The following is a 2094-nucleotide window of genomic DNA, read 5'->3' as shown; positions in this document are numbered from 1 at the left end:
GTCGCCCCGGCCGTTTACGGCCTCCACGGCGGACTTCCCCGCCACGACGCGCTCCACGCCGAGCGGGTCGACGCCGGGCTCCAGGGTCTCGACGTAGGACTCCAGCCAGCCCAGGGCCCGGCGGTAGGCCGCCCGCTCCTGCTCGTCGTCGCGGTAGCCCTCACGCACCCAGGTGCCCTTGAGCAACGCGGCGAGGGCCTCCGGCCGGCGCCGCTCGGGGCTCAGCGCGTACCAGTTCTTCAGGGCGGTGTGCACGCTCGCGCCGAGGGAGTTGTGCGCCCACGGCGGGCCCTTCTGCGGGGCCGGACGGTCGACGTAGGAGTAGCGGTAGCGCCGGGGACAGTCGGCGTAGGCGCCCAGCTTGCTGGGGGTGCAGACGAAGAGCCGTTCCGGCATGCCCTCGAAGCCGAGCTGCTCGGACTGCTCGCCGCGCTGCCGGGGCGCCCGGCCGCCGCCGGTGGAGGACCGTCCCGCTGAAGAGGCTCGTCGCACACCGCGATCCTGCCATCCACCCCCGACAGAACCGGCCGCCGGTCAGGTCATGTTGGCGTACTGGGTCACGAACGCGGCCACCGCGTCCGCGATGAGCTGCACCGCGATGGCGGCCAGCAGCAGACCGGCGATCCGGGTCAGCACCTCGATCCCGCCGGGACGCAGGATCTTGACGATCCCGCCGGAGAACCGGAGCACGACCCACACGGCGAGCATCACGGCCACGATCGCGGCGGCGATGGCCGTGACGTCCGCCCCGCCGTCGGCCTGCTGGACGAAGAGCATGGTGGCCACGATGGCGCCGGGACCGGCCAGCAGCGGCGTACCCAGCGGCACCAGGGCGATGTTCGAGGTGACCTGCTGGCTCGGGTCGTCGGCCTTGCCGGTCAGCAGTTCCAGCGCCACCAGGATGAGCAGCAACCCGCCGGCGGCCTGGAGGGCCGGCAGGTCCACGTGCAGGTAGTCGAGCAGCGTCTGCCCCGCCACCGCGAAGATCACGATCACGCCCAGTGCCAGGGCGACGGCCTGCCAGGCCGCCCGGTTGCGGTCCCGCGCCGTCAGGGGGCCGGTCAGCGCCAGGAAGATGGGCATCATGCCCGGTGGGTCGACGATCACCAGCAGGGTCACGAAGACCTCGCCGAACAGCTTGGCATCCACGTGATCAACGTAGCCGCGCGGCCGGAGACGGAAATGCGGATCAGCCGGAAGCGACCTCGGTCACCCCGCGCGCCTCGGCGACGATCCGCTCGTACGCCTCCGGTTCGGTGGTGAACGCGCCGAGCCGGACGGTCTTGTGCGTGCCGTGGAAGTCCGACGAGCCGGTCACCAGCAGGCCCAGCTCGTCGGCCAGGGCCCGGACGTGCGCCCGTTCGGCCGGCGAGTGGTCCTCGTGGTCGGCCTCCAGCCCCGCCAGCCCGATCGCGGCCAGGTCGGCGATCAGCTCGTCGGGCACGATCCGCCCCCGCCGGCTGGCCCTGGGGTGGGCGAACACGGGCACGCCGCCCGCCGCGCGCACGAGCCGGACCGCGCGGAAGACGTCGATGTCCTCCTTGGGCAGCCGGTAGCGCTCGCCCAGCCAGTCCGGCCCGAACGCCTCCGTCGTCGTGGTCACCAGGCCGGCCCGGATCAGCGCCTGCGCGATGTGCGGCCGGCCCACGGTCCCGCCGGCCGCGCCGGCCAGGATCTCGGGCCAGCTCACGTCGATCCCGACGGCCCGCAGCAGCGCCACGATCCGCTCGCCCCGCTCCTTCCGGGCGGCCCGCACCCGGGCCAGCTCCGCCACGAGTTCCGGTGCGTCCGGATCGAACAGGTACGCCAGCAGGTGCAGCGGCACCGGGGGTTCCTCGCCGTACCAGCGGCAGGAGAGTTCCGCGCCCCGGACCAGGCTGAGCCCGGCCGGCAGCGCCGCCAGTGCGGGCGCCCAGCCGGCCGTGGTGTCGTGGTCGGTGATCGCCACCACGTCCAGCCCCGACTCGGCCGCCGCCCGTACCAGCTCGGCCGGGCCGAGCGTGCCGTCGCTGGCGGTGGAGGGGGGGTGCAGGTCTAGCCGCGGTGCCGCGCTCATCGGCCCGACGCGACCGCGCGGGGCGCGCGGGCGCGCTC

The 2094-nt window shown here is 74.3% G+C and carries 3 protein-coding genes; all 3 read right to left on the bottom strand.

Features of this window, described 5'->3' with window-relative positions; genetic code table 11:
- On the bottom strand, positions 1 to 492 hold a 492-nt coding region (locus AB0B91_RS65375; RefSeq protein ID WP_358343078.1), incomplete at its 3' end, for a PD-(D/E)XK nuclease family protein.
- Between the two features lie 42 nt (positions 493 to 534).
- Positions 535 to 1149 (bottom strand): MarC family protein, encoded by a 615-nt coding sequence (locus tag AB0B91_RS65370; RefSeq protein ID WP_089002135.1) that lies wholly within the window; start codon positions 1147 to 1149, stop codon positions 535 to 537.
- Positions 1150 to 1189: 40 nt separating this feature from the next.
- Positions 1190 to 2056 carry a PHP domain-containing protein gene (locus AB0B91_RS65365; RefSeq protein WP_358343080.1) on the bottom strand — a complete coding sequence of 289 codons (867 nt, stop codon included), beginning with the start codon at positions 2054 to 2056 and terminating at the stop codon, positions 1190 to 1192.
- Between the last annotated feature and the right edge of the window lie 38 nt (positions 2057 to 2094).

This window comes from Nonomuraea sp. NPDC049141, assembly GCF_040648415.1.
GTDB lineage: Bacteria > Actinomycetota > Actinomycetes > Streptosporangiales > Streptosporangiaceae > Nonomuraea.
This window is presented reverse-complemented; position numbering and strand designations above follow the sequence as displayed.

Coding starts and splice junctions, on each gene's coding strand:
- AB0B91_RS65365 (WP_358343080.1), bottom strand. CDS start 2,056: ATGAGCGCGGCACCGCGGCTAGACCTGCACCCCCCCTCCACCGCCAGC.